Annotated in this window: 21 protein-coding genes, 1 tRNA gene and 2 pseudogenes; 12 read left to right on the forward strand and 12 right to left on the reverse strand. The window is 55.2% G+C overall.

Annotation, left to right across the window (positions count from 1 at the left end; translation table 11 throughout):
- Nucleotides 1-42: 42 nt before the first annotated feature.
- The 4 genes from ABJM03_RS04505 to ABJM03_RS04520 all read right to left on the reverse strand — a co-directional run bounded on the left by ABJM03_RS04505 (nucleotide 43) and on the right by ABJM03_RS04520 (nucleotide 6875).
- Entirely contained in the window at nucleotides 43-2535 is a 2493-nt protein-coding gene (locus tag ABJM03_RS04505; protein WP_348415940.1) for an FAD-dependent oxidoreductase, read from the reverse strand.
- A gap of 113 nt (nucleotides 2536-2648) precedes the next feature.
- On the reverse strand, nucleotides 2649-4049 hold the full coding sequence (locus ABJM03_RS04510) for an FAD-linked oxidase C-terminal domain-containing protein (RefSeq protein ID WP_348415942.1): 1401 nt from the start codon (nucleotides 4047-4049) through the stop codon (nucleotides 2649-2651).
- Between the two features lie 3 nt (nucleotides 4050-4052).
- Nucleotides 4053-5831, reverse strand: a complete 1779-nt coding sequence (gene ggt / locus ABJM03_RS04515) for a gamma-glutamyltransferase (RefSeq protein WP_348415944.1) — start codon at nucleotides 5829-5831, stop codon at nucleotides 4053-4055.
- A gap of 57 nt (nucleotides 5832-5888) precedes the next feature.
- The gene (locus ABJM03_RS04520; RefSeq protein ID WP_348415946.1) at nucleotides 5889-6875 is read right to left on the reverse strand and encodes a D-glycerate dehydrogenase; all 987 of its coding nucleotides are present in this window, start codon (nucleotides 6873-6875) and stop codon (nucleotides 5889-5891) included.
- A 180-nt stretch (nucleotides 6876-7055) separates the two neighbouring features.
- On the opposite strand from ABJM03_RS04520, the gene ABJM03_RS04525 reads away from it, so the two are divergent.
- The 11 genes and pseudogenes from ABJM03_RS04525 to ABJM03_RS04575 all read left to right on the forward strand — a co-directional run bounded on the left by ABJM03_RS04525 (nucleotide 7056) and on the right by ABJM03_RS04575 (nucleotide 17402).
- Nucleotides 7056-7535, forward strand: a complete 480-nt coding sequence (locus ABJM03_RS04525; RefSeq protein ID WP_348415983.1) for an SH3 domain-containing protein — start codon at nucleotides 7056-7058, stop codon at nucleotides 7533-7535.
- Between the two features lie 61 nt (nucleotides 7536-7596).
- Nucleotides 7597-8586, forward strand: a complete 990-nt coding sequence (locus ABJM03_RS04530; protein ID WP_348415948.1) for an NADPH:quinone reductase — start codon at nucleotides 7597-7599, stop codon at nucleotides 8584-8586.
- Between the two features lie 284 nt (nucleotides 8587-8870).
- A pseudogene (locus ABJM03_RS04535) lies at nucleotides 8871-8969 on the forward strand (hypothetical protein); the annotation flags it as partial.
- A gap of 258 nt (nucleotides 8970-9227) precedes the next feature.
- A tRNA-Gln gene (locus ABJM03_RS04540) sits at nucleotides 9228-9302 on the forward strand.
- A 719-nt stretch (nucleotides 9303-10021) separates the two neighbouring features.
- Nucleotides 10022-10702, forward strand: a complete 681-nt coding sequence (locus ABJM03_RS04545; protein WP_348415950.1) for a hypothetical protein — start codon at nucleotides 10022-10024, stop codon at nucleotides 10700-10702.
- Nucleotides 10703-11393: 691 nt separating this feature from the next.
- Nucleotides 11394-12287 carry a ketoacyl-ACP synthase III gene (locus ABJM03_RS04550; RefSeq protein ID WP_348415952.1) on the forward strand — a complete coding sequence of 298 codons (894 nt, stop codon included), beginning with the start codon at nucleotides 11394-11396 and terminating at the stop codon, nucleotides 12285-12287.
- 1 nt (nucleotide 12288) lies between these two features.
- Nucleotides 12289-13260, forward strand: a complete 972-nt coding sequence (locus ABJM03_RS04555) for an NAD(P)-dependent oxidoreductase (protein ID WP_348415954.1) — start codon at nucleotides 12289-12291, stop codon at nucleotides 13258-13260.
- Complete coding sequence (locus tag ABJM03_RS04560) at nucleotides 13257-14081, forward strand: MBL fold metallo-hydrolase (protein ID WP_348415956.1); 825 nt, start codon at nucleotides 13257-13259, stop codon at nucleotides 14079-14081. The genes ABJM03_RS04555 and ABJM03_RS04560 overlap by 4 nt, the downstream gene beginning before the upstream one ends.
- On the forward strand, nucleotides 14078-15346 hold the full coding sequence (locus tag ABJM03_RS04565; protein WP_348415958.1) for a F390 synthetase-related protein: 1269 nt from the start codon (nucleotides 14078-14080) through the stop codon (nucleotides 15344-15346). Before ABJM03_RS04560 ends, ABJM03_RS04565 begins: the two co-directional genes overlap by 4 nt.
- Nucleotides 15343-16437, forward strand: coding sequence for a GNAT family N-acetyltransferase (locus ABJM03_RS04570; protein WP_348415960.1), 1095 nt, complete (start codon nucleotides 15343-15345; stop codon nucleotides 16435-16437). The genes ABJM03_RS04565 and ABJM03_RS04570 overlap by 4 nt, the downstream gene beginning before the upstream one ends.
- Nucleotides 16434-17402 carry a Rieske 2Fe-2S domain-containing protein gene (locus ABJM03_RS04575; RefSeq protein WP_348415962.1) on the forward strand — a complete coding sequence of 323 codons (969 nt, stop codon included), beginning with the start codon at nucleotides 16434-16436 and terminating at the stop codon, nucleotides 17400-17402. Before ABJM03_RS04570 ends, ABJM03_RS04575 begins: the two co-directional genes overlap by 4 nt.
- On the opposite strand, the gene ABJM03_RS04580 is transcribed toward ABJM03_RS04575, so the two are convergent.
- From ABJM03_RS04580 to ABJM03_RS04610, 7 genes and pseudogenes are all read right to left on the reverse strand, one after another.
- Entirely contained in the window at nucleotides 17384-18577 is a 1194-nt protein-coding gene (locus ABJM03_RS04580) for an ATP-grasp domain-containing protein (protein WP_348415964.1), read from the reverse strand. The genes ABJM03_RS04575 and ABJM03_RS04580 overlap by 19 nt on opposite strands.
- 357 nt (nucleotides 18578-18934) lie before the next feature.
- Nucleotides 18935-19268, reverse strand: a pseudogene (locus ABJM03_RS04585) (transposase); the annotation flags it as partial.
- Nucleotides 19269-19436: 168 nt separating this feature from the next.
- The gene (locus tag ABJM03_RS04590) at nucleotides 19437-20291 is read right to left on the reverse strand and encodes a D-amino-acid transaminase (RefSeq protein WP_348415966.1); all 855 of its coding nucleotides are present in this window, start codon (nucleotides 20289-20291) and stop codon (nucleotides 19437-19439) included.
- Nucleotides 20292-20310: 19 nt separating this feature from the next.
- The gene (locus ABJM03_RS04595) at nucleotides 20311-21066 is read right to left on the reverse strand and encodes an amino acid ABC transporter ATP-binding protein (RefSeq protein ID WP_348415967.1); all 756 of its coding nucleotides are present in this window, start codon (nucleotides 21064-21066) and stop codon (nucleotides 20311-20313) included.
- Nucleotides 21067-21071: 5 nt separating this feature from the next.
- Entirely contained in the window at nucleotides 21072-21941 is an 870-nt protein-coding gene (locus ABJM03_RS04600; RefSeq protein ID WP_348415969.1) for an amino acid ABC transporter permease, read from the reverse strand.
- The gene (locus tag ABJM03_RS04605; protein WP_348415971.1) at nucleotides 21941-22705 is read right to left on the reverse strand and encodes an amino acid ABC transporter permease; all 765 of its coding nucleotides are present in this window, start codon (nucleotides 22703-22705) and stop codon (nucleotides 21941-21943) included. Before ABJM03_RS04605 ends, ABJM03_RS04600 begins: the two co-directional genes overlap by 1 nt.
- A 63-nt stretch (nucleotides 22706-22768) precedes the next feature.
- Nucleotides 22769-23602, reverse strand: a complete 834-nt coding sequence (locus ABJM03_RS04610) for a transporter substrate-binding domain-containing protein (RefSeq protein ID WP_348415973.1) — start codon at nucleotides 23600-23602, stop codon at nucleotides 22769-22771.
- A 110-nt stretch (nucleotides 23603-23712) separates the two neighbouring features.
- On the opposite strand from ABJM03_RS04610, the gene ABJM03_RS04615 reads away from it, so the two are divergent.
- On the forward strand, nucleotides 23713-24639 hold the full coding sequence (locus tag ABJM03_RS04615) for a LysR substrate-binding domain-containing protein (protein ID WP_348415975.1): 927 nt from the start codon (nucleotides 23713-23715) through the stop codon (nucleotides 24637-24639).
- Nucleotides 24640-24764: 125 nt separating this feature from the next.
- On the opposite strand, the gene ABJM03_RS04620 is transcribed toward ABJM03_RS04615, so the two are convergent.
- The coding region (locus ABJM03_RS04620; RefSeq protein WP_348415985.1) for a hypothetical protein at nucleotides 24765-25172 on the reverse strand (408 nt) is incomplete at its 5' end.

Below are 25172 nucleotides of genomic sequence, written 5' to 3' on the forward strand. Positions count from 1 at the left end.
AGACCACCGCGGCAGATCACGCCGCGATGGTCTTTTGCGCTTTTAGCCATCCACACGAATGGTGGTGTTTTTCGGATCATAAGGGCTGTCTTCGACAATCTCGGCATCCCACAGCTGGTCAAACATTTTGACCTTCAGTTTCGTGCCGACCACAGCCACGTCAGGGGTGACATAGCCCATGCCGATGGATTTCCCGAAAGCGACCGAATATCCACCCGAGGTCAGACGCCCCACACGGGTATCCCCGTGATACAGCACCTCGCGGCCCCATGGGTCAGCGTCCTCTGGCCCGTCAATCAGCAGCGTCACACATTTCACGTTGATCCCGTGATCCGCCATGGCCTGTTTGCCGTGAAAGTCCTTGTTCATATCCACAAAGCGCGGCAGGTCGGCTTCAAGCGGGGTCGCATCGCGGCCCAGCTCGGTGCCGAAGGCGCGATAGGATTTTTCCTGACGCAGCCAGTTTTGCGCACGTGCGCCCACCAGCTTCATCCCGTGTTTCTCACCGGCTTTCTCCAGCAGATCAAACAGATGGTTCTGCATCTCGATGGGGTGGTGCAATTCCCAACCCAGCTCACCAGTATAGGCCACGCGGATGGCGCGCACAGGAACCATGCCCAGCTCGATGTTGCGCATGGTCAACCATGGGAAGCGCTTGTTGCTGAGCGCCGTGTCTGGATTGGCGTCTTTGATCACCTCATTCAGCACATCGCGCGATTTGGGGCCCGCGATGGCAAAGACACCCCATTGCGTGGTCACATCATGGCATTCGATATAGCCGAATTCAGGTGCTTTATCCTCGATCGCCTTGCGCAGGTAATCGCTGTCGTAAGCTGTCCAAGCGCCCGCACTCACCAGATAATATTCGTCCTGCGCGATACGCACGATGGTATATTCCGTGCGCGTGGTGCCTGCGCCCGTAAGCGCATAGGTCAGGTTGATACGGCCGACGCTGGGCAGTTTGTTACAGGTGAACCAATCAAGGAAAGCTGTCGCGCCCGGTCCTTTGACCACATGTTTGGTAAAGGCTGTCGCGTCGATCAGGCCGACACCTTCGCGAATGGCTTTGGCTTCCTCGACCGCATATTGCCACCAAGCACCTCGGCGGAAGGAGCGGCTATCGTGGTCGCTAAACCCCATTGGCGCGTAGTAGTTAGGGCGCTCCCACCCGTTCACCCAACCGAATTGCGCGCCGCGTGCCGCTTGGCGGTCATAGGCGGGGGATGTGCGCAGCGGACGGCAGGCGGGGCGTTCTTCGTCTGGGTGGTGGGTGATGTAGACGTGCTCATACGCCTCTTCGTTTTTGCGCGCTGCAAATTCGGTGGTCATCCAGTCGCCATAGCGTTTGGGATCAAGCGATGCCATGTCGATCTCGGCCTCGCCATCTACCATCATCTGGGCAAGGTAATAGCCGGTGCCACCCGCCGCCGTGATGCCAAAGCTAAAGCCCTCGGCCAGCCACATGTTGCGCAGGCCGGGCGCTGGTCCCACCAGCGGGTTGCCGTCAGGCGTGTAACAGATCGGCCCGTTGAAATCATCCTTGAGACCGGAATCCGCACAGGACGGCACGCGTTCTGTCATCGCCATATACTGCTCTGCGATACGGTCCAGATCGAGCGGGAAGAGATCGGCGCGGAAACTGTCCGGCACACCATGCTCAAACCGCGCAGGAGCGCCGCGTTCATAAATGCCCAAAATCCAGCCACCGCGTTCTTCGCGGGCGTAGGATTCATTATCCGCATCGCGGATAACTGGATGTTCAGGATTGCCCTCTGCACGCCATTTGACCAGTTCGGGGTCTTGATCCATCACGATGAATGTATGTTCAACAGGGATGGCAGGCATTTTGATGCCCAGCATTTGTGCCGTGCGCTGTGCGTGGTTGCCCGAGGCCGTCACAACATGCTCGGCGGTGATCACAACCTGCTCGTCAGAGGGGACAAGGTTGCCCCCCTTCTCGACCATCTTGGTCACGGTAACTTCCCAAGCCTCCCCGTTCCAATGGAACGCATCAGCCTGCCATTTACGCTCGATCACGACGCCGCGCTGCCGCGCGCCTTTGGCCATGGCCATGGTCACGTCCGCGGGGTTAATATAGCCATCCGTCTGGTGGTAAATTGCACCTTTCAGGTCGTCGGTGCGGATCAGTGGCCATTTGGCTTTGATCTCATCCGGCGTCATCCACTCATAGGGCACGCCGCAGGTCTCGGCGGTGGAAGCATAGAGCATATACTCTTCCATCCGCTCATCCGTCTGGGCCATGCGCAGGTTACCAACCACCGCAAAACCCGCGTTCAATCCCGTCTCTTCTTCAAGCGTTTTATAGAACTTGATCGAATAATCATGGATGTGCGTGGTCGCATAGGACATGTTGAAATAAGGCAGCAAACCTGCCGCGTGCCATGTAGAGCCGGACGTCAGCTCGTCCCGCTCAAGCAGGACAACATCATCCCAGCCCGCACGCGCCAGATGATAGGCAATCGAGGTGCCGACCGCGCCGCCACCGACAACCAATGCTTTGACTTGCGTTTTCATGTCTCGATTCCCTTTATTCGCTTTGGGTTTGTTTTACGCACACAGCATAAATCGCCACGACAGACCGCGACCGGACAGGGTAGAAAACCGACCTCTCGCCTGTTCCGCTATATTTAGATAAAGATTTTGCCGGGATTCAAAATGCCGTCGGGGTCCAGTGCCTGCTTGACCGCCATCATCATATCAACAGCACCGCCAAGCTCACGCCGCAGATAGGGCCGTTTGCCCTGCCCGATACCGTGCTCGCCCGTGCACGTCCCGCCCAGCGCAATTGCCATATCGTTCAGCCAGCTTACAAAGGCCTCTGCCCGCGCGACTTCTGCCACATCCTGCATGTCCACCAAAACCGATGCGTGGAAATTGCCATCCCCCGCATGCCCCACGATTGGCGCGATCAAATCCATCTCGAGCGCTTTGGCCGCAGCGGCGCCCACTGCCTCGGCCAGCTTCGAAATCGGAACACAGACATCCGTTGCAACGGCTTTGCACCCCGGTCGCAGCGCGAGCATTGCCCAATAGGCATCATGGCGCGCCTGCCACAGCTTCGTACGTTCTTCTGCGGTAGTGGTGGCCGCATAACCTGTGCCGCCGAATTCTTCAGCCAGCGCGCCAAAGGTCTCGGCCTGCTCGACCACACCGGCATCAGAGCCGTGAAATTCCAGCAGCAGCAAGGGTGTCTCGGGCAATGTTAGCTTGGAATAGCCATTCACCGCCTTGACCACCAGCGCGTCCAGCAATTCGATCCGCGCCACAGGCAGGCCATATTGGATCACCGCCATGACTGTCTCGCAGGCGGCCTCGATGGTCGGGAAGGAACAGCTCGCCGCCGAGATCGCCTCGGGGATGCCTTGCAAGCGCAGGGTGACCTCGGTGATGATGCCCAGCGTTCCCTCGGAGCCGACCATGAGCCGCGTCAAATCATATCCGGCAGAGGATTTGCGCGCACGGCTGGCTGTGCGGATGATCTCGCCATTGGCCGTAACGACCTCGACGCTGATCACGTTGTCTTTCATCGTGCCATAGCGCACCGCATTGGTGCCCGAAGCGCGCGTGGCGGCCATGCCACCGATGCTTGCATCGGCTCCCGGATCAATCGGAAAGAACAACCCCTGATCACGCAGATGGGTGTTCAACGCCATACGCGTCACGCCCGGCTGCACACGGCAATCCAGATCGCTTGCGTTGACTTCGACAACCTTATCCATGTGGCTTACGTCTATGCTGATGCCGCCTGCGGGGGCGTTCGTGTGCCCCTCCAGCGACGTGCCCGTGCCAAAGGGGATGACCGGCACCTTATGGGCCGCGCAGACCTTCACAACATCCGCAACCTCTTGGGCGCTATGGGCAAACACCACGCCATCGGGCGGCTGGTTGGGTATCCATGTGGTGGTATGCGCGTGCTGCTCACAGATCGAGGCACCGGTGCTGAACCGCTCCCCGAATTGTTGTTTCAGAACGCCCAGCGCCGCTGCAATTCCGTCTTCGTTGCGCGTCAGCGCCTCTGGTTGTGCCATCTTCTACTCTCCCAATGCGATGCCTTCGCGGCGCGGATCCGCACCGCCACGCAGGGTATCCCCGATGGCGATCAGATGCAGACCCGAGGTCAACGCACGCGCATTTGTCTCATATCCAAGAGCTGAAAGACCGCTTCCCAACGCCTCGGTGGAGGTGCCTGCCTCCAGATCATAGGTGCCGAACCGGTTGACAGCATGGGGCAAGGCAGCGGCCTGTTGCGGATCCATACCCCAGTCGATCATCGCAATGATAGCTTGCGCCGTGTAGCCAATAATCCGGCTGCCACCGGGGGAGCCTGCAACGATCACCGGCGCGCCGTCTTTCGTCACAATTGTCGGTGCCATAGACGACCGCGGCCGCTTGCCGGGCTCGACGCGGTTGGCAATCGGCACGCCGTCCGTGTGGCTGCGGAAGGAAAAATCGGTCAGCTCGTTATTGAGCAAAAAGCCACCAACCATCAAACGACTGCCAAAGCTGTTTTCGATGGTTGTGGTCATCGAGGCGACATTGCCCGCGCCGTCCACAATCGAGATATGCGAGGTCGAAGGCAGCTCGATCGCGATATCATCAGCCCAGTTGAGCGCATGGTCAAACGCAGGATTGCCCGCTGTCACCTCGGGCAACGCAACCTCCCCTGCCAACAGTTCGCCACGTTCTGCCAGATAGGCAGGATCCAACAACCCCTCCACCGGCACCGGCACATAGTCGCTATCGGCCACGTACCGGCCACGGTCGGCAAAGGCCAGCCGGCTGGCATCACCGATGAGCCTGCGCACGTTGATATCCTCTGGCCCCGCGCTCAGATCATAGCCTTCCAGCATGCCCAGCATCTGGCCCACCGCAATAGCACCCGAAGAAGGCGGCCCCATGCCACAGACCTCATGCCCGCGGTAAGAGGCGCAAACGGTAGGGCGCTCTTTCACACGGTAGATTGCCAGATCAACCTCCGAAAGCACGCCCGGATTGCCCTTTGCACCCTGCACTGTTGCCACAATCGTCTTGGCCAGATCGCCAGCATAAAAGGCACCAACGCCTTCCTCGCCGAGGGTCTTGAGCGTTTGGGCGTAGGGCATATTCACCAGCTTATCCCCTGCCTCGATAGGCTTGCCACCGGGCAGAAAATAATTCGCCGTGATTTCGGAGCTGGACAGCCGTTCGGCATCCTCAGCAACAAGCTGTGCCAAGCGCGGGCTGACGGTAAAACCCTGCCCTGCCAGTTTCATCGCGGGGGTCAGCAAGCTGGCCCAGTCCTGCGTGCCATAACGTTTGTGCACTTCGGCCAGCAATGCAGGTGTACCCGGCGTCCCGACGGAACGCCCACCCACAACGGCATCAAAGAACTGCAACGGCTCGCCCGATTCGTCCTGAAACAGTTGCGGAGTAACGGCCAAAGGCGCAGTTTCGCGGCCGTCAAACGTGGTCAATTGCCCGCTTGCGGCGTCATACCAGACCAGAAACGCACCACCGCCAAGGCCCGAACTTTGTGGTTCTACCAATCCCAGCATTGTTTGGACCGCGACCAGCGCATCAGCGGCCGTACCCCCTGCTGCAAGCACGTCTGCACCCGCTTGCACAGCATGGGGATTGGCCGCAGCAACCATCCAGTTTTGCGCTTCAACGGCCGTGCCAGCATCCTTGGCCGCCATGGCGACCGAAGCCTCGGGGGACAGTACCTCGAATACACCTGCACTCGCCGCTTCGGGGGCGACAGCATCCGCCGCCTGCTGAGCCGCCGCGGCACCGCATGTGACCAAAAGAAACCCTGTCAAAACTGCACGCATTACTTGCTCCATCTTTGTTGTATTCACCCTTGGCATCGTCCAAATCCGCAACCCGCGTTACAGCATCGCCGGGACCACCTGATCCGGTGGCCGATGCCCATCCTGAAATGTCTTGATATTGATGAGAACTTTCTCTCCCATCTCGATCCGCCCTTCCAACGTCGCCGATCCCATATGGGGTAACAAAACAACGCTATCGAGTTCGCGCAACCGCGGATTGATCTCGACCCCGTTCTCGTAAACATCAAGGCCCGCGCCTTTGAGTTCTCCGGCGCGCAGCATCCGTGTCAGCGCATTCCCGTCGATCACTTCACCGCGGGAGGTGTTCACGATTACCGCGTCGGGCTTCATCAGCTTGAGGCGCCGCGCATTCATCAAATGGAATGTGGATGGCGTATGTGGACAGTTAACCGATACCACATCCATCCGCGCCACCATCTGATCAAGACTTTCCCAATAGGTGGCCTGCAATGCCTCCTCTATCTCGGGACGCAGGCGGCGGCGGTTGTGATAATGGATTTGCATTCCAAAAGCCTGTGCGCGCCGCGCCACGGCCTGACCGATCTGACCCATGCCGAGGATACCCAAACGCCGCCCTGCAATGCGCCCACCCAAAAGCGCGGTCGGTGCCCAACCGTCCCATTCGCCCTTTTGCATCTTGGCCATGCCTTCGGGCATCCGGCGCGTGACCGCCAACATCAGCGCCATCGTCATGTCCGCCGTGTCATCCGTCAGCACACCGGGCGTATTAGAAACGAGCACACCCTGCTGCCGCGCGGTAGACACATCAATGTGATCAACGCCAGCGCCATAATTTGCGATCAGCTTTAGCTTGTCCCCCGCCTGAGAGATCAGTGCATTGTCAATCGTGTCCGTGATTGTCGGCACAAGGACATCACATGTTTTTATGGCTTCTTGCAGCTCGCCACGGGTCATCGGCGCATCCGAATCGCGCAACCGCACGTCAAAAAGTTCTGCCATCCGCGTCTCGACTGCCTCGGGCAACCGTCGCGTGACTACAACACTCAGCTGTTGTTTCGGCATATTTCAATCTCCGTACTTGGCGTGATCCATCGATTGCTGGCATGGTGACCCAAGCAGCGACGAGTCACAAGAACCACGCGCTGCTCCAGAGCAATAGAAAATAATAATCAGTGCAGGCAGCACATCATGAACAAATCGAAATTGCGCCTTTGGGGTGCCTGTTTCCTTGGCGTTTGCGCCATGATCGTTACCACCAGCTTTGCCACATCCGCGTTTGCTGCGGGGGCAGAGGAAGTCGGCAAGGTCACCAACAGGCCCATCCCGCGCTTCGTTTCGCTAAAGGCCGCCGAGGGCAACGTACGCCGCGGTCCTTCTCTGTCCCACCGCATTGACTGGGTATTCAAGCGCCGCGATATGCCGCTGCGCATCACCGCAGAGCACGGCCATTGGCGCCGCGTCGAAGACCGCGACGGCATGGGCGGATGGGTGCATTACTCGCTTCTGTCCGGCACTCGGACTGTGCTGGTCGAAAAAGATATGCTGAGACTGCATTCGCGCCCCCAAACGGATGCACCTGTGACCGCCGCGCTGGAGTTGGGCGTGGTTGCACGTGTCAGCGAATGCAATGAGGAATGGTGCCTGCTACGTTCGGGCGGCTTTAAGGGCTGGGCCCCCAAGGCGCGGCTTTGGGGCGTGAAAACGTCGGAAGTGTTTGATTGATTGCACCTGAATGCCCGTTAGATCATGCTGCCTCATAACAGCTGATCCAAAGGATATTCCCATGACTTGCGTTTATTACGATCACTTTGGCCCCGCTGCCAAAGTACTGACCCTTGGCAACATCCCCGCTCCCGCCCCTCAGCAGGGTGAGGTCACTGTGCGCCTTGCCGTCTCGGGCGTGAACCCCTCTGACATCAAGGCCCGCGCAGGCAGCAGACCGGGGGTGCTCAAACCCGCCTTCCCCCATGTGATCCCCCACAGCGATGGTGCAGGCGTGATCGAAGCGGTCGGCGCGAATGTGGACCCCGCCCGGATCGGAGAGCGCGTCTGGATCTGGAACGGTCAATGGCAGCGCGCCTTTGGCACCGCGGCCACCCATATTACCCTGCCCGCGGAGCAAGCTGTAAGAATGCCTGCCTCCATGAGCTTTGAGACCGGTGCCATTCTTGGCATCCCCGGCCTAACCGCCGCCGAGGCCGTTTTTGGTGCGGGGGATGTGTCCGGCCAGACGCTGATGATCTCGGGCGGCGGTGGCACAGTCGGGTTTCTGGCCGTGCAACTGGCCGTCTGGGCAGGTGCCAAGGTGATTGCCACCTGTAGTCCCCGCGACATGGACCGCGTCAGCGCGGCCGGTGCGCATCACGTGTTCGACTACCGCTCAGATACGCTGGCCGATGACATCATTACAGCGAATGACGGGGCTCCCGTGGACCGTATTCTGGAGGTCGAATTTGGCGTGAACATCGGCACCAATGCCGACATCATCAAACCCTATGGCACGATCGCCGCCTACGGATCGCAAATTGACATGACCCCTACCCTGCCCTTTGGACCGCTGTTATTCAAAGCCGCAACAATCGACATTATCCTGATCTACCTCCTGCCCCTGCTTGAACGGCACGAACGGATCACTCGCCTGCATGACGCTTTTGCCGCAGGAGCGCTCAAATGCCCTGTCGTGCAGGTCTATCCGTTGGCCGACTGCGCAAAAGCGCATGATGCGGTGCTGGCAGGCCAACGAACTGGGGCTATCTTGCTTGATTGCAGCTAGGGCCTTCAAGGTATTTTTTGGGCCTGCTGCCATTCAGCACGCAGGCACAAACCCCAGAACAGCCCGCAAACACCATTGCCGGCAACGCAACACAGGATAAAGATATCGCCACACGGCTCCGCGTTATCTTAACGCAACCGGAGAGCTACGACGACGTTACCATCGGCGAATAGCTCGGTGAATTGGGCAGTCGCGTCGAGGGTGTCGTGGCAATCGAAAACGAAGCCACAACGACAATCGATGCGGTGCAGCACCTCAACCCTGCCGCATAACAGTTTAAAGAGCACACCGGAAAGGTCGTCCGCTTGACCTCGCGCGCAACGACTCTGCTCTGCTTTGATGGCCACCACATCCGAATCCCTAACTTCTCGCACAATGCCTAGCAGCGCTTTACCTTTGAGGCGGCTGGTGCAAGCAGCCTATGACGCAGCCGACATATCTGCACACACTCCAGCACCCGCGCGCGCCGTGTAGGCGCTGGAAAGCAAGCATCAGACCAAAACCATAGAACTTGAACGGGTAGTAGAAGCCCCTGACCTGCTCCGAAAAATTGGCGAACAAGAATAACTGCACATTTGGACCATTTTCTTACCGATAAAGGCTTGCGCCCTGTGCAGACCTGTCCTATCTAACCCGCACGTTGGGATGTGGCCAAGTGGTAAGGCATCTGTTTTTGGTACAGAGGACCGTAGGTTCGAATCCTACCATCCCAGCCAACTTTCTATGTGTGATGTTCGGTCAAAATTGGAACCTAACCGGTCCAACTTGGAACCCTGACCGGGCAAGACTGGGGTCTTGGGCCAGAATAACCATTTTCCTTTATTGATTTTTGAGTTTCTGCCGCACTGACGTGAAATGCCAAAATTTACCCGTTCTGAACTCGAGCTACCGCGCGCTCAGCGAAAATTGCGCAACCTTACGACAATCACACAGACCTCTATCGCCCTGAGCCCTTCAGGCAACCAATTGAGCCGGCAGGGCCGTTTCCACACCACATAGTTCGCGAAGTTTCTCTTCAGTGCGTCACTCACGGCCCTTAGCCGACCTTGACCTAAAGAGCGGAAGCTGCATCGCAGCGTCACCGAAGCTGACATTCATGGATGGCGCAGCATTTTGAGAGATCAGCCGTCCGCAGTGCGGGACGGAGCGGTCGTTCGCTGTGGCTGCGCCAAGGTTTGCTTTGACGATTTGGCCATGCTAAGAAAGGTCGTTTTTGGCCGATCATGCTCATTCTGCCCTGGCGCGAGCGTCGTCGCTTGGTTCACTCAAGGTTCACTGGTTTTCCATGAGGTGCTCGTATGGATCCGGCGTTCGGTTTAAAGTTCAGGCGCCCATCAATGCACGCATGGGATCGCGTTTGATTTGGCCCAAAGAAGGACTTACGATCTACAAGTACTATGCCGCATATTTAAGAACTTATTGAAATGGACGTGACATGCACACTGTTTTCCTTAACCTACTTTGCTTGGGGCTGCTTTTCACGCCCGGGACGACCCTGGCCCAAGTAGTTATCCCCAATGAACAAATCCCCTACGAAAACACAGAGTACTGCCTGACGAACATAAACTCTGAACCACAACACGTCTTCTATGACGCAGACGAAGATGCTCTGTATGAAAATTACACATTTAGGGAAATTTTCTTTGGCGGCACCGACAATATCACGTGCCCCGCCTTTGTTTCTCTTAGGTTGCTGACACCAGACCTGACTGATGTCGAGCGCAGTGTTTTTTGTCTTTCCTATGACGAAGAACAGGACACAATGGTCGGCTTTTCTGAAGGCACGAGAAGCGCATATCTACTTTGCAAGGAGCCGTCTGTCCCGTTGTGTGACCGCGTAAACGCCACCAAGGAAGAGGCGCTCGCAGTTGTGGGGCTTGGTGCAGGAGCAACAGCTGGTGCATCCGCTGCAACGACGGCAGCTGGGATAACAGCAGTCACGCATAGCTCTGGAGCGGTTATTCTAACAGGTAGCTCTGGTTACATAGCTGGAACCCTTGGAACGGTTGGCTCCGGTTTGTTAGCCGCACTTACCGCCCCAGCAACACTAATCGCGGGCGCTGTATCGGTGGTTGCCGTGGGTGGTGCGGTTTATGTGTGCCGACCCGATGAATGATGGCGGTTGTAAACGAAGCAAAGGTGACTTCTGGGTTCTGCTCAGGACTGCGAGTTGACCTTCGTCGATTGAAACGCCGATAACTCAAAGCTGTGTAGACTTGCAGCGCACGTGTCAAAAATGGCCGCTTTAGCCACTGGCAGTGCGCTTACGAAAAGCGTTTCAAAATCTCGTCCACGAACCCTTGGAAAACAGATTTTGATTTTGGCACCTTTTGGGCAGCGGGTTGTGAACCGAGCATTCGTGAACAGCGCGGCATCAGGTGCTTTGGGCTCAAACCGGACTTGCGGCGGTGCGGCACGCAGATCTTAACCTCACAGGCTGCAGCGCGACCAACCGGATGACCGTTCCCAGCCCAAAGCGGACATGGCCGAACGACAACTTCGGCAGAAACCGGACATTCGCTGCAGATGCGAAGATTTAGTTGCTCTCCTGATAAGCTGACATTGATTGGTATGTCGCCCTGATTGAGGAATGACAAGCGGCAACCTTTCCCTACCGGTCATGCAATCTCTGGAAGGAGCATAGTGGAATTCCACCATGTCCGAGGGATCGCAATATTGCTAGAAAGCAGTACTGATCGGTTGAGGGGTATGAGGTGAACATTTCTTTCTTAGGCACAGGGCGCGCGGTGCCGCGTCGCGCTGTCTCCAGTGTGGATCTTGATCAGAAGTGGCAGACTGGGGGTCGTATGGCAGCAACTGGTGTGAGCCGTCGGTTTTACTGTACTGATGAAACGCAGATCGACTTAGCCACCGATGCATGTGAGCAGGCATTGCAAAATGCGGAGTGCCGGATTGAGGACATTGATCTGATTATTTCGGCAGCATCCGTACCATATCAACCCATTCCGGCCATGGCCCCGCTGATCATGCGCAGTCTCGGTCAAGCCGACGGTTCAACAGCAGCCTATGACGTGAACAGTACATGCCTCAGTTTTGTGACGGGGTTGGACATTGCCGCTCGAATGATTACCGGGGGCGCGGCACAAAAAGCATTGGTTGTTTCATCCGAGAGGGCGTCTAGGGCGCTTCCTTGGGCGGAGTTTCCAGAAACAGCAGCCCTTTTTGGAGATGGTGCAGCGGCGGTAGTCTTGGGCGCATCTAAGGCTGAGGCCGATGGCATAATCAAAGCCGTTCGTTTGCGCAGCTTTCCTTCGGCTTATGAGGCTTGTGAGATTGGCGCTGGGGGCACGCGCTTTGATTTCGATGCTGATGGCGCATCTTTTGCAGAGCATTCCAAGTTCAGGATGGACGGAAAGGCGCTTTTTCGCCTCACGTCTTCGCATTTTAACAAATTCATCGACGCGCTTTTGGACGATGCTGGTTGGGATCATGCCGATGTTGATCTTGTCGTGCCCCATCAAGCCAGTCCAGCCGCCCTTGACCATATGATCCGTCAAACGCCTTGGCCCAAGGAAAGGATCATGCGCATTGTTGAGGATTACGGCAATCAGATCGCAGCTTCGATCCCCTTCGCATTTGATCTTGCACGCAAAGAGGGGCGCGCGCCCGCTGGAACCAAAGTTCTGTTTCTAGGGACCTCCGCTGGAGTCAGTATCGGCGGCGCGGCTTTGGTGGTCTAAGGTGGGCGGGCGCATTCTAGTTACGGGGGCCACTGGCTTTTTGGGAAAAGCGGTGTTGCGCCGCCTTGGGCGGGGCGCGATTGGACAAGGCCGCGATCCAGCACGCTGTGCTGCGCTTTCCACGGAAGGGTTCGATGTCGTGCAGTGGTCACTGCCACAGCCTGCGCCCGATTGTGCTAAGTTGAGGAAAGTGGATACAATCGTGCATTGTGCCGCCTTATCTTCGCCTTTTGGGCGTTATGATGGGTTTCATGCGGCGAACGTGGAAGGAACGCAGGCGGTTTTGAATTTTGCGCGCAGGCAAGACGTGAAGCGGTTAGTTTTCATCTCAAGCCCGTCCATCTATTTCGCGCCGCGTGACCAATTGAATGTTCGTGAGGACATGCGACTGCCTTCACCCTTTACCCCATATGCAAAGAGCAAGGTTGCCGCAGAAGAATTGGTGCGTTCCTCCAATGTACCGGCAATTATTTTGCGCCCGCGTGGGATTTATGGCCAGGGTGAGACAACGCTTTTACCAAGGCTATTGAAGGCAGCAAATACGCGCGCCTTACCGCGTTTTCGCAGTGGGCGCGCCCGGATTGATTTGACCTTTGTCGATGATGTTGTTGAGGCAATTCTAGTTGCTTTGGATCCGAATCCTACGTTGGAAGGACAAGCATTCAATATTTCTGGCGGTGAAACCCTTCCGATAAGCGAGATTGTCGAAGCAGCCTGCCTGCATGCAGGTATTGTGCCGCGCTGGCGCAATCTTCCGTTGGCCCCGGCTCTGATGGCGGCTCGGGTGGCTGAAACCCATGCTTTGATGCGACGCATCCCATGCGAACCCGTTGTGACACCATATGGCCTCGCGTTGTTCGCCTTTGAGCAGAGCCTTGATCTTTCGCGTGCTCGCGACCTGCTTGATTGGGAACCAAAAGTCCGATTTGCAGACGGCCTGGGCCGCGTATTTGATAAAGGTGCAAACAGATGACACCTATCTTTGCCAATAGTGCCTGGGTTGCGGCCCCCGACTGCATGATCCGACGGCAAGGCGGTTGGCATCGGCGGTTGCTTCAGGTTCGCTATGGTTTGTTCCTGCATCCTAAATTCGGGCCAACACTGATCGATACGGGCTACACACGCCACAGTCTCGACCTGCCAGGCCGTTCGATGGCTTTGCAATGTTATGCACGTGTGCTTGCACCGCAATTGGTCACGCAAGAACAGACCGAGCCGCTGTTGGCCCAATTCGGACTGACACCTCCTGATGTATCACGTGTGATTGTGACCCATTTTCACGCTGATCACGTGTCTGGCTTGGCCGCCTTCCCCAATGCAAGATTTTTCGCAAGCGGCTCAACTTGGGCGAAAACAAAGCAAAATACAGCATGGCAAAACCTCAGGCATGGCGTGTTTAAGGAGCTTGTGCCAACAGACTTTGACGACCGCCTAGATACAATTGAGCAAGCGCCATGCAAGACGGCTCCCCATCTGCCGGATGGGCATGACATTTTCGGCGATGGCAGTGTCTTGGCGATCCCCTTGCCCGGCCATGCGGATGGCCATTTCGGGCTCCTCTTTGAACAGCGCGAGGTACCGTTGCTTTATGGCACCGATACCCAGTGGGTCCGTGACGCGCTTTTGTCAGAAGGGCGCCCGCGCCTTTTGCCACGACTGATTTCGCACAGCATCAATCATGTTGCGCAAAGCAGCGATCAGGTTGCGGCCTTTGCAAAGGCTGGGGGTGCTGTTGTGCTGTGCCACGACGATCAACCATCCCCATTCGACTTTGCGCATGGGGCGGTTCCATGATCGCAAAGCTGCACGCGCCGGCTAGCTTTATCGCCACTCGTCGACTGTCACGGGCTAGACTTGGGCGGGCACGCTTTGTGCAAAAGCAAGAGCGGGCAATGAAAAGGTGGCTCGAATGCGCTGTCCCGCAAGTCCCGGCCTTCACTGATAAGCCGCACCGCTTGGCAGACTTGCCTGTCATGAACAAGGCAAAGCTGATGGCCAGTTTTGAGCGATACAACACAGCTGGCCTCACTGCGGAAGAGGTGCGAAGCGCCCTTAAAAACGGAGACCGTATCGGCCGGCTGACTGTCGGCGCGAGCACGGGGACCAGTGGCAACCAAGGGCTTTTTGTCATCTCTGATGCTGAGCGCTTCCGCTGGTTGGGTAGTATCTTGGCCAAAACAATGGCTGATTTGTTGCTCCGCCAGCAAAGGGTTGCGATCCTTTTGCCCCGCGGCACGGGTCTGTATGACAGCGCGAACCAAATTCAACGACTTCAGTTGAAGTTCTTTGATGTGACGCAGGGCCTTGCGGACTTGCGCCCTGGCTTAGAAGCGTTTGATCCCACAGTCATTGTTGCCCCTCCCAAAATTCTGCGCGCAATTTCCGAGAGTGCTTTTTCCTTACAGCCAAAGCGCGTTTTCTCTGCAGCTGAAACTTTGGACCCAATGGACCGCCCCATAATTGAGGCCGGGATTGGCGTGTCGCTGGGACAGATTTACATGGCCACAGAAGGTCTGCTTGGCGTCACCTGTCGCCATGGTCGGCTGCATCTGGCAGAGGATTCGGTTCATTTTGAATTTGAGCCGGTAGGTGATGGCTTGGTTACGCCGCTGATTTCCTCATTCCGACGCGACACGCAGATTCTTGCCCGCTATCGCATGAATGATCTGTTGCGGCTCGACCCAAATCCATGCCCTTGCGGCACCCCCCTACAATCCGTGTCAGAGATTGTCGGAAGGATGGACGATTGTTTTCAACTTCGTAGTAGTCGCGGGGTACAGATGCTGACCCCTGATGTTTTGCGAAATGCAGTTGTGATGGCCGATCACCGGATCACCGATTTCCGCCTGATCCAAACTGGGCCGAATGTTATCACCCTTTCGCTGCCCGAGACCCTAGCGCAAGAGGCAAAAGAGGCTGCGAGGCTTCGCCTTGAGGCACTGTTTAAGCAGCGCCACCTTGAAGTGAAGATCGCTATCAAACCCACCACGCTTCGATTGGATGTAAGTCGTAAGCTTAGGCGAGTTGAGTACTCTGTGCCAGCTGAAGTCTGCCCATGAGTGGTCACAACCAGCGTCTGGATCATTTTGTCACCTGCTTTAACCGGCATCCGGTCAACGCCTTGATCCGCAACCTGTCAACGCGGGTTGAGCGGTTGGATGTGGCAGGACATGCTGTTCCAATCACGGTGAATGATGGAAACACAACCGAAAATTGTTACATCTGTGATCCGGTCACTGGGTACATTGATTATGCCCAAGAAGAGACGCGCAATTTTGCAACGAGCCCAATCTTGCGAAAAGCTGCTATTAGCATGATCCAAGCGTCGGCAGGGATCGTGTGCACCAGTGGCCTGGACCGCGCAGTGCATGTGAACAACTGGTTGTTTTCCACGAACCCTGCACCAACCATTTCACAAGGGACAGCCGCAACGTTGCGCGATGACTTAGTCGCGCGTTTTCCGCGCCATGCGATTATTTTAAGATCTTTGAACACTTACTCTGACGAAAATGCCTTGCGGGCCCTAGTCGCTGAAGGGTTTCAACCGCTTCCGTCGCGCCAGATCTACCTTTTTGACGGGAGGGTGCCAGTGCGCCTGAGTAAGGACATGAAGAGCGACAGGGCGTTACTGCGTCAAACGCAACTGATCGAGGTCGGCAATGATGAGTTTACACAGCCAGATTACGCACGCGCTATCTGGCTTTACGAACAGCTCTATCTTGAGAAATACACACCGCTCAATCCACAGTACACGGCCACATACCTGGCCGAAATGCACAAAACAGGCATCCTTCATATGCAAGGTTTGCGTGATGACCAAGGCACGCTTGTCGCGATTGGTGGACGGTTTCAATATGAACACACACTGACGCAGCCCTTGCTAGGGTATGATACGTCGCGACCTCGCGCCGAAGGTCTTTACCGTTTGATCACAGCGATGGCACAGCGTGACGCGATAGAAAACCGGCTCCTTTTTAACATGAGCGCGGGGGCTGCGGGTTTCAAACGCAACAGATGTGCTGTGCCCGCAATTGAATATAGTGCAGTTTATAGTCGTCATTTGCCAAGAAAACAGCGTGTGGCGATACGGACCGTCGCAGCGGTATTGTCGGGTGTCGGGGTACCGCTCATGAAAAGGTATAGATTATGACGAAAGACCTTTGGCATGCTGTCGCGCGCAGTCGCGATCTCAAGCGCAAGCCCATGCGGGTGATGTTTGAGGGAAAAGGGATTGTTTTGTTCCGCCACGCCGACGGGCTTTCAGCGCTGCACGATCAATGTCCGCATCGGTTGGTTGAGTTATCTAAAGGACGCATTGTCCAAGACACGATTGAATGCCCCTATCACGGCTGGCGCTTTGACCCAGAGGGCGTCTGCATCGACATCCCGGGCTGCGTCACCACCTTGCCCCGCTGCCGGGTTCCGCGCTACAGCGTGTTGGAGCAAGATGGCGGTATCTTCTTAAGCATGGGCAAGCCGCCCGCAGCACCAAAAGTTCATCCGATGGCTGGGCAAGACATCGTTTCCAGAGTGGTCAAAAGTGCGACCCGCTCAACGCTTGTGGATGCAGCAGAGAACATTCTGGATGCGACGCACACCCATTTCACCCACAAAGGGCTTCTGCGCGGCCTGTCGAAAAGCCGCAACCGTGTAAACGTGCAAATCACGACCGGGGTGGATTGGGTGGAGGCCGTCTATACCGGAGAAGAAAAACAGCACGGACTTATTAGTACCTTGTTGGATGGCAGTAGCACCAAAGGCGTTGGAAGGTACCGGCGGTCTGGGATCGCAGAACTGGAGTATTGGGGACCCAAAGGGATGGTTCTTGCCACCACCTTTCACCTGCGCCAGACGGATGACGAAACGGTCGAAGGGATCGGCTGGCTCACCGGGCCACGGCACGGTGGGATTGGGCACCTCAAAGCCTTAGCGTTTAAGCCGATGTTTCGCATCGCTCTTGAACAGGATCGTCGCGTGCTACGGTCGGCCTTTGACAATGGCCGTGGTGCCACGCGCATGATTGGCCCGCTCGACATCTTGCGCCGTCAGATCGAAATGATCGAAGCTGGGATTCCGCTGCCCGAGGAAACGCGGCACTACGAAATGGCGCTTTGATCGGAACCGTTCCATTCGATACCCCAGGTTGATGCACGTTCAAGGCTCATCCTTTGACGCAACGCAATCCAGCCAAATTCTGCAACCGCACGCAGCTGGGCTGGATATCCGACACAGTCTGTAGGCCAGCGCATAACGTCTTCAGACCTGCGTAACGCATCTAAGAAAATCGGGCGCTGTTGGTGGTGTAATATCATTGGCAAGCCATATAGCCAAAGCGCGAGGGGAAGGGTTTGAGGCGCTGTTACCTCTGGTTCGACCCTAGATAAACCCTCAAATATCGCTTTTGAAAAGGCAGGCCCATTTCTGAAAAAATGCAACCCGCTGGTCGCACGAGGATTGCATTCCAGAGGCAAAATTTGACCATCCTGCGTGCGCATCACATCAAAGGAAATATGGCCATTCCACGCAGTTGCGGATACGAATTTTTCGACGAAGTTTCGCAACGGTTTACTAACTTCAGGGGCAAAGCATATCGCCGCCCCCGGACCTGCGCGCACCAACCCGCGATATGCACTGAACGCGACGAGCTTGCCCGCATGTGCGACAGCATAGATGCAAAGTTCAGTTCCGCCGACATATTCCTGCGCAACCCATGGTGCTACGGCGGTTGGGCGAATTGCTCTTAAAGCTTTCGCCTTTGGCCGGATCAAAACTTGTGATCCAAACCTCGACCAAACTGGCTTAAACACAAGATTGCCCGCATTTGGCGCATGAAGGTCAAGATCTGTTGGTGACGTAATGAGATGGGTTCGGGGCGTTGGGAGGGCGAGGTTTTCGCACAGGCGGATGAAATCGTACTTATTGTGGACCAGACTGAGGACCTCCATCTCTGGAGCAAAGAGCGCCACGTTTGGTTGTCGGCGCGCCCATAACGCACCAAGATGCAGCGCCTCCTCGCATGTGGGAATGACCAAGCCGATGTCAAGTTGCTCAATAATTCCAAGCAAAGCGTCACCTGCCGCCTCAGGGGTTTCGCTAAAGGCGGGAATCTGGAAATAGGGAATGTTTTGCTGGCTCGCTGCAGCAAGTGGATGTTTCAGATGATCCACCAATGTCACCGTGTGACCTGCATCGAGCAGCAACCGTGCAAGGTGAAACGCCACAGGAGCACGGGCGCCAGTGATCAAGATTCGTTGTTTGATCGTCGTGATTGAAATAGCGTTCTCCTCCATATGATCGAAAAGTTAACCTAGCATTTAACGTCTGCTTTTGGGAAGTTGCACCGGAGCGAAGTGGATCATTGCCAACGGCAGTTGAGGGCCGTTCTTACCTACATCTCGAACCTTAACTGAGCCCCACCGTATCGGTTGCAAACCGCGTATAGGCTTTGGTCAGCGGCATAAAATCTGAGATGTATTCTGAGTACAAAATGGCGGGTTCCAGTCTTGCCCGGAATAGGTTTCATTTCATTTAGGGCAGCCAGAAAAAACTGTTTCTAGATCAGGCGCTTAACTTTTCCCTAGGCTCCAATCTTCAGCGGACGCCACAGTGATGTTCGGTCAAAATTGGAACCTAAGACGCCGGCTGACCACTAAGCCATCCGCAATGCATTGTGAAACAGTCTCTTCAAGCAAGTAGCGCACTAAGGCGATCTTCCGAAAGCGGAGATGTCCGTTCTTTAAGAACGGTCGAATGGATCGGCACTGGGTCAGACAGACCGAGACGGAAAATCCAGCAATAGGCGAGGTTCAGATGCACCTCGTCAAACAGCCGCCGGTCGGAACGAATGCCAAAGCAATAGCCGACCAGAAACATCCGAATTAGCAGTTCAGGATCAATCTATGGGTGCCCGGGCTCTCTACAAAAGCCTGCTGGATATTCGCGAATGTCAGGCAGATCGACAAACCGGCCAATCTCCCGCATTCTTACGGGAATTGAGACAGCGAAAGTGCCTCAAATCAACAAGATTTTTTCCGACAAAATTAGTCCAAAGTGACCGATTTCCCAAAACGTTACGAACGTCTGCTTTCAAAAAGGTGGAGCGGTAAATACGTGTTTCAGGCTGAAGAATTATTCAACGCGCCAGCCCAGTCATATTGAAGCAGCTTGGCTTTCTCTGACATAGCTTGCGCGTAGTGCTTCTGTGACCTCGCCCGGTTCTCCGTTTCCGATGGCTGTGCCATTCACGCTGACAACAGGGTTCACAAAGCCGGATGCCGAGGTCGAGAAGGCCTCTTTCGCGGACATTAGCTCATCGACTGAAAAGGCTCGCTCTACAATTTTCAGCTGGTGCGCCTCTGCGATCTTCAAAACAGATACGCGAGTGATCCCGTGCAGAATATCTGTTGAGAGTTCACGCGTGATAATCTCGTTGTTATGGCTGACAATATAGGCGTTGTTCGAGGAGCCTTCTGTTATCTTCCCATCACGGCAGAGCCATACATCGTCCGCACCTTGCTTTTTTGCGCGTGTCTTCATCAGGGACGAATACAACAGCTGAACAGTTTTGATATCTGCCCGCCCCCATCTTTGGTCATCGGCCAGAACGATTTTTTGACCGCGCGCTGCCAGCGGGTTGCTCTCGAGACTTTTAGCCTGAGTGAACAAAACCAACCCCAGTGGCGCATCAAGACCCGAGAAGTCGAAATCACGGTCCGCCACACCGCGTGTCACCTGCAAATAGACAAGCCCTTCTTCGAGGTCATTCCTCTCAATCAACGCCTTATGGATAGCGAGCAAATCCTTACGCTCATATCCGTTGCTCATGTCCAATTCTGACATGGATCGCTCCAAACGGTCCATATGAGCATCAAAATCGACCATCTTCCCGTTCATGACGGCCGTGACTTCATAGACCGCATCGCCAAACAGGAAACCACGATCAAAAATAGAAACTTGGGCCTGATCTTCGGGCAGATAGACGCCATTGACATAGACTGTTCGCATTTATGCGGCTTTCGTTAAATTAGAGGATTTGACCAAGGAATTCCTTGGTCCGAGGGTCAGAGGCATTTTCAAAGAAAGTGTCCGGGGAGCCATGCTCAACGATGACACCTTTATCCGTGAAATAGATTTGATCCGCGACTTCGCGCGCGAATGCCATCTCATGCGTCACAAGGATGCAGGTCATGCCATCAGCGGCAAGTTCCTTGATGGTTAGCAAAACCTCTTTGACGGTTTCAGGGTCAAGGGCCGCTGTGACTTCGTCAAACAGCATTACATTGGGGTTCATCGCCAGCGATCTTGCGATGGCAACGCGCTGTTGTTGCCCGCCTGAAAGCTCACCTGGATAGGAGTTTTCCTTGCCCTCAAGGCGCACTTTTTTGATCAAGGCACGGGCGCGTTTTTCAACCTCGGCTTTGGGTTCTTTGAGCACCTTGAGCGGCGCCATCATCACGTTTTCAAGCGCCGTTTTATGCGGGAACAGGTTGTATTGTTGAAAAACCATCCCGACCTTTTTGCGCAGCTCTAACTTGTCGAGCTTGGCGTCATGAACATCCTGCCCCTGCAGCGTAATCGAACCCTTCTGGATGTCATTCAGTGCATTGATGCAGCGGATCAATGTCGATTTACCCGATCCTGACGGGCCGATGATACAGATCACCTCGCCCTTCATGATGTCCATTGAAACACCTTTCAGCACCTCAAAATGTCCAAAGGACTTATAGACATCCTTGATAGATACAATCGGCTGGTCGTCGGTCCAGTTTTGGTTAGACATGTGCGTTAACCCTTTACAGCGAATTTCTTTTCCAACCGCATCGTGAGACGCGCGATCGGGTAGCAATATGCGAAGAAGATGATCAGTGCGAAGCCATAGAACGGGACAAGCAGTGAGGGATTATTCCCTTCAGCTTCCATGGCTTGGCGCGACAAGGTTACCAGCTCGGCAACCCCCAGCAATGACACAAGCGGCGTGGCCATCGTCATGATCGCATACCAGTTCATCCAAGGCGGGATCATCCGTTTGAAACACTGGGGCAAGATGATCTGCCACAGGATTTGACGGCGTGTGAAGGCAAGGCTCTCGGCCGCTTCCCATTGGGCCGAAGGCACCGATTTGATCGCACCACGGACGATCTCGGCAAGGTTTGCCATAATGGGCAAGCTCAGCCCAAAGACAGCCTTCATCCAATCGGGCACGGGAACATAGGTGTCGCCGATCTTGATCTCGAAGGGCAGTGTCAGCATCACAATAAAGAGCAGGACGAGCCATGGAGAATTGCGGAACAGCTGGACGATAAACCAAGAGATAACGCGTATCAGTTTGATGTTTGATACACTTCCCAACCCTAAAAACAGGCCTGCGATTGTTCCAAAGAACATCGTGAAAAAGCTGATGACAACATTCAGCAGAAACCCTTTGGTCACCAATAACGGCAGCCATTTCGCCATAATCCCAATAATCCGGTCGGTGGAATATACGGTTTGAGCCTGAACCACTGTTGGCCATGCAAGAAGCAAGGCCAGCCCAACGGGGAAGACCCAAACCGGCATGCTCGCCAGCCAACGGGAAAACCCCAGCGCGTCGGGCGCGCGGTATTTCGGCTCCAGCATGACGGGAAGATCGGTGGTGGTTTGTATGTGATAGGTCATTAGCTTGCCTTCCCGAAACCGGGAACGTGCAGCTTCATTTCCCAGCGATGCATCCCAAAGGCGAGGATGCCAACCAATGCGATATAGGTGAAGAACAGAACCGTCATTGCCGCATTTTGTGCCGAGGAATGGTCGTTCCAGATAGAAACCATCTCATACAAAAGCTCAGGCACGGCAATCGCGATGGCCTGCGTTGTTGTTTTGACCAGATTGATCAAGTTGTTCGTCAAAGCAGGCAAACTAACCCGCAAAGCCAGCGGAAAGGTGACGTTCAAATAGGTCTGCATCCGGCTGAAACCCAAGGATTCAGCAGCCTCTAAGGTAGAGTCAGGCACCGCCTCAATACCCGAGCGAAAGATTTCGACGTTGAAGGCACCAGCAAAAAACGACAGCGAAATAATCGCCCAACCAACATTGGTTATGAGCGGTTGCAGCGTCCAGCCATCAGGACCGGTGACGCTTGGCGTGAATTGACCAAGAGCAAAGTAGAAAAACAATAACTGGATCATCGGCGGGGTGTTACGGAAGAATTGGATATAGCCCTGCACGCACCACCGCAAAACCCGCGATGGCGACCCTTGCGCCCAAGCGCCAATTATGCCGATGACCACACTTAGGATTACGCATACAACAGAGAGTTGAATCGTCGCCATCAACCCGCTGACAACGCGGTCCCATTGGGTTGGATCGTGGAAAAAGATGAAATTCCACTTTGGATAGGTCTCCGCTAAATTGCGGAAAAATTCTTGAATATCAGCGATCATAAGGCCCTCTGGCGACGCAAAAGGCAGGCGCTGAAGAACCAGCGCCTGCCAAGTCAGACTTGATTATTCAGCGAGCCAGTCGGAGAAACGGTCCTGCTGCGCCTCAAGGAACGCGCTGCGCTGGATGCCCCATTTTTCTTCCAGCTCAAGCAGACGGCCGGATTGCAGCCAGTCATACTGCATGCCAGCCATGAAGCGACCAAACACACAGGACTCTTCGCCCAGTGGCACGGCCAGCCCCCAAGGGTTGTCGTCCTCTGTCTTCAACGGCATTTCGAAATCTTCATACTCACCTGATGCAAGGTCTGCAGCGATCGAGCTGTCATCAAAGACCCATGCGATGCAACGGCGGTCACGAAGCGCTTGCTTCGCTTCTGCGTTGCCGGTGAAGGCGATGATTTCCGCGCCATAGCGCTCTTCGACGATGGTGTTATAGAAGGCGCCTTGCTTGCCGCAGACAGGCTTGCCCTCAAGTTCAGACCACTCGGTAAGGCCCAATGCCTTTGGGGACATAACGTTTGTGCCCGAGGTGTAATAGTTCGGCTGAACAATACCTACCAGCTCGCGGCGATCGGCGCGGTCCGACATGGTCGCGATCATCAGGTCGATCCGGCCCTGTTCGAGAAACTGCATGCGGTTGGAGGATTGAACACCTACCAATTCCAGCTCGACACCCATGGTTTCGGCCACTTCGGCAGCCATATCGACTTCCATGCCGACCAACTCACCGCTGCTGTCCAAAAAGCCCCAAGGCTTGGTATCTGCTTTAACCCCGACGACGATGGTGCCGCGGTCCACGATTTTGTTCCATGTATCATTGGTACAGGCTGCAAAGGCGCTGCTTGTGGTAGAGGCGATAACGGCCGCCGTGGTCAGTAATTTTGTGACGCTTTTCATTTCAGTCTCCTGTTGGATGGGTTTTTGTATTTTATCGCAAAACGCTGGCAGGAATTTCTGAAGTGTTCTAATGCTGATTAATAATAGGATATGCAAAAAAGGCATAAGGCATGGAGATTACCTGGCTTGAAGACCTGATCGAGCTCGATGCGACACGTAATTTTTCAATTGCGGCGACCGCCCGTAACATCACCCAACCAGCATTCAGCCGCCGCATAAAAGCCTTAGAAAATTGGATCGGAACGCAGCTGATCGACCGCAGCACCTTTCCGGTCAAGCTGACGCCAGCGGGCGAAGTCGTGTTGGAAAATGCCCGTACATTGACGCAGGACATGTACCGGTTGCGCGATGAATGCCGTGACCTCTTTAGCCCGAGTTCTGATACTTTAAGCATCAGTGCGCTGCATTCTATAGCACTTAGCATATACCCGACCTATGCCCAAAAACTGCAAAAGGTGATCGGCCCGTTCACGACCCGCATGAATGCGACGGATTATTATGACTGCATCGAAAGCCTCACAGTGGGCCGGAGCGAGCTCGCGATATGTTATTCCCACATTCTCGGGCCGCAGTATCTGAACTCCGGTCAGTTTGAAACGCTGACACTTATGCAAGACCCGCTTGTTTTAGTGGCAAGCCCCCAGATCGCGGATCGTTTGGAGCAAGCGCTGGAGGCCCGGACAGGTGGTGAAACACTGCCTCTGGTGTCCTATTCGTCGGGCTGTTTCTTGGGGAAAATGCAAGAGATCCTGACAAAGCACTATTATACGAAACACATTGTGTTCCACACAGTCTTTGAAAGCTCGATGTCGGAAACCCTCAAAAGAATGATCCTCGCTGGTCAAGGGCTCGGCTGGCTGCCGAAAAGTATCATCGAAGATGAATTGCAGCAGAACAAATTGCAGATCCTATCAGCCGATGATGCGGTCCTCGAACTCGATCTGGTTCTGGTTCGCAAGACCGCCACAGGATCACCACTTATGCAAAAAATCTGGGAAGTCTCGACCAATAACCATGTCGAACTGGTTCGAATGTGATGGAAACTATAAATCAGCTATTGGGCTTTGTGGTTAAAGCCAATGAATGGGCATGCACAAACTAGGGTTAAACGGACAAACCCGCATTTTAGCTGGCCTCTCCGCCCTACTTCAAAGCGCGATACTCAATTGGCGCAAGCATGATGAAAGTCGGTTTCGTCCCCTCGCCCGTCCCGAAAAACTTCGCCCTGCACTGTTGCAAGCCCTTTTGCCTCTTTGGCACGCATGTGGCGCGCAAATGTCAGCTTTTCCAAAATGCTTGCTTTTGGCTGTTGTTTCAGCGATGAAAAAAGCATGGGTAGGCGATGGCGTCGCCGGCATATACATGCGAGCCCATTCCCCTTCCTGAACGCCGGGATTTTTCTTTGCTGCTGCGCAGTCGGGGAAGGTCGCCTTCTTCGGATTGTGCTTTGGCATGATGATGAAGGAGCCAGAAATGGATCGTCCAGAATTTTACCGTTTTCATCAGGGTGAGAAAACCCTTCCCTTCGCACCGCAAGAGTACGCAGATCGCCTCTCACGTTTGAGAACGG

Origin of the sequence: Sulfitobacter sp. (assembly GCF_039977885.1) — a bacterium.
Classification (GTDB): Bacteria; Pseudomonadota; Alphaproteobacteria; order Rhodobacterales; family Rhodobacteraceae; genus Sulfitobacter.

What these genes read in the sequence shown, in the direction of transcription:
- ABJM03_RS04505 (WP_348415940.1), bottom strand. Translation starts at nt 2,535, where the DNA reads ATGAAAACGCAAGTCAAAGCATTGGTTGTCGGTGGCGGCGCGGTCGGC.
- ABJM03_RS04510 (WP_348415942.1), bottom strand. Translation starts at nt 4,049, where the DNA reads ATGGCACAACCAGAGGCGCTGACGCGCAACGAAGACGGAATTGCAGCG.
- ggt (WP_348415944.1), bottom strand. Translation starts at nt 5,831, where the DNA reads ATGCGTGCAGTTTTGACAGGGTTTCTTTTGGTCACATGCGGTGCCGCG.
- ABJM03_RS04520 (WP_348415946.1), bottom strand. Translation starts at nt 6,875, where the DNA reads ATGCCGAAACAACAGCTGAGTGTTGTAGTCACGCGACGGTTGCCCGAG.
- ABJM03_RS04525 (WP_348415983.1), top strand. Translation starts at nt 7,056, where the DNA reads ATGATCGTTACCACCAGCTTTGCCACATCCGCGTTTGCTGCGGGGGCA.
- ABJM03_RS04530 (WP_348415948.1), top strand. Translation starts at nt 7,597, where the DNA reads ATGACTTGCGTTTATTACGATCACTTTGGCCCCGCTGCCAAAGTACTG.
- ABJM03_RS04545 (WP_348415950.1), top strand. Translation starts at nt 10,022, where the DNA reads ATGCACACTGTTTTCCTTAACCTACTTTGCTTGGGGCTGCTTTTCACG.
- ABJM03_RS04550 (WP_348415952.1), top strand. Translation starts at nt 11,394, where the DNA reads ATGGCAGCAACTGGTGTGAGCCGTCGGTTTTACTGTACTGATGAAACG.
- ABJM03_RS04560 (WP_348415956.1), top strand. Translation starts at nt 13,257, where the DNA reads ATGACACCTATCTTTGCCAATAGTGCCTGGGTTGCGGCCCCCGACTGC.
- ABJM03_RS04565 (WP_348415958.1), top strand. Translation starts at nt 14,078, where the DNA reads ATGATCGCAAAGCTGCACGCGCCGGCTAGCTTTATCGCCACTCGTCGA.
- ABJM03_RS04570 (WP_348415960.1), top strand. Translation starts at nt 15,343, where the DNA reads ATGAGTGGTCACAACCAGCGTCTGGATCATTTTGTCACCTGCTTTAAC.
- ABJM03_RS04575 (WP_348415962.1), top strand. Translation starts at nt 16,434, where the DNA reads ATGACGAAAGACCTTTGGCATGCTGTCGCGCGCAGTCGCGATCTCAAG.
- ABJM03_RS04580 (WP_348415964.1), bottom strand. Translation starts at nt 18,577, where the DNA reads ATGGAGGAGAACGCTATTTCAATCACGACGATCAAACAACGAATCTTG.
- ABJM03_RS04590 (WP_348415966.1), bottom strand. Translation starts at nt 20,291, where the DNA reads ATGCGAACAGTCTATGTCAATGGCGTCTATCTGCCCGAAGATCAGGCC.
- ABJM03_RS04595 (WP_348415967.1), bottom strand. Translation starts at nt 21,066, where the DNA reads ATGTCTAACCAAAACTGGACCGACGACCAGCCGATTGTATCTATCAAG.
- ABJM03_RS04600 (WP_348415969.1), bottom strand. Translation starts at nt 21,941, where the DNA reads ATGACCTATCACATACAAACCACCACCGATCTTCCCGTCATGCTGGAG.
- ABJM03_RS04605 (WP_348415971.1), bottom strand. Translation starts at nt 22,705, where the DNA reads ATGATCGCTGATATTCAAGAATTTTTCCGCAATTTAGCGGAGACCTAT.
- ABJM03_RS04610 (WP_348415973.1), bottom strand. Translation starts at nt 23,602, where the DNA reads ATGAAAAGCGTCACAAAATTACTGACCACGGCGGCCGTTATCGCCTCT.
- ABJM03_RS04615 (WP_348415975.1), top strand. Translation starts at nt 23,713, where the DNA reads ATGGAGATTACCTGGCTTGAAGACCTGATCGAGCTCGATGCGACACGT.